At 62.3% G+C, this 1,228-nt stretch carries 1 protein-coding gene and 1 pseudogene; one reads left to right on the top strand and one right to left on the bottom strand.

Going from position 1 to position 1,228, the window contains the following annotated elements; genetic code table 11:
• Window positions 1-77 precede the first annotated feature (77 nt).
• Window positions 78-218: pseudogene (locus MXD58_RS31475) on the top strand (HNH endonuclease); the annotation flags it as partial.
• Window positions 219-483: 265 nt separating this feature from the next.
• On the opposite strand, the gene MXD58_RS27955 reads toward MXD58_RS31475, so the two are convergent.
• On the bottom strand, window positions 484-1,143 hold the full coding sequence (locus MXD58_RS27955; protein WP_284678942.1) for an FkbM family methyltransferase: 660 nt from the start codon (window positions 1,141-1,143) through the stop codon (window positions 484-486).
• Between the last annotated feature and the right edge of the window lie 85 nt (window positions 1,144-1,228).

Genomic DNA, 1,228 nt, shown 5'->3' with positions numbered 1-1,228 from the left:
AAACACCCTGAAAAACCCCGAGGAGCCGGGGACTTTTATCTGGCCACCAGCGGGGACCACAAACTGGCCGTTGACACAAAGACCTCGCGACACCCGATCCTCTGCCGCCCTCGTGGGTTACCGCCATGGCAAACCGCAGACGCAAGACACTCGTCGTCTGCGTTTCCTGCCACGGCCAGATCCATACGAGGCGGCCCGCCACACCGCTCACGCAGTAGTCACCGGAGAGCCGGATGATCGGGAAACCATCACGTCCGGTTCGGCGGGAGGCCGCGCGGAAAAGGACCAGCCCTCTGGCTGGCACCTCGCCGCGCGGCCGACCCATCCGCCTGGATCACCGCCCACCGCCGTCTCGCCCACGACTACGAACGCGACCCTGCCAGCGCCACTGCCTTCGTCTACTGGGCCATGATCCGACGCCTTGCCCGCGGCGAACCGGCCTCACGCTGGACAGCCGGAACAAACACGGACAGTTAACAACCGTCAAGATTCAAAGCAGGAACTCCGGTAGGCCTGGGTCGCCACTTCAGCGAGCGCAGTGAAGAGACCGTCCTGCCCGGACTCGGAACTGTCGAGTGCCCGTCCGATCTCGACACCGGTCACCACTGTCACGCCGGGAAGTACGGCCAGCGCCGTCGCCAGCTCCTGCTCGGCCCGATTCATCCGTCGCTGCTCGCCACCGTCTGGATGCTCGAAGGAAGGGCACAGGCAGATGATGCAGGGCGCCTTCACCAAATGTTGGAGGTTCGCGATCGCATCAACAAGATGAGGAGCAGGACGAGCCGACAGCCCGACCGTGCTGGTGCCGCTCGCTGGTACTACTGCAGTATCGGACCGGACATCTTCCCGCCTCGCGAAGAGAGTCGACAGATCGGTATCGCGTAGAAGGCTCTCTTGTCGGTCAAGGATCACATGGAAACCGCGATCCTCTAGCAGGCCAGCCAAGAAATCACGCCCGCCGCCCCGACCATGAACCTCGATCACGATCTGATGAAAGCGCTTCCAATGGCCGTCCTCGATACCCTCCAGGATCTCGGCCTCGCTGCCTTCCGCATCAATCTTCAAGAGATCCACACGATCGACACCGGTCTCGCGTAGCACCGTGGAAAGAGTTTTCGTGGCCGAAGGGTAGACATCCGCCAGCAGTCGGTCCCGATAATGCCCCGTGGAGTGGTGTAGATCGGTTCGCGTTCCGCTCTGCGTCTTTCGCTATTATGCGGCCTGAATA

The organism is Frankia sp. AgKG'84/4, from assembly GCF_023242965.2.
Classification (GTDB): Bacteria; Actinomycetota; Actinomycetes; order Frankiales; family Frankiaceae; genus Frankia.
Note: the sequence above shows the minus strand (reverse complement) of the source record. Positions and strands in the feature narration are given on the sequence as shown.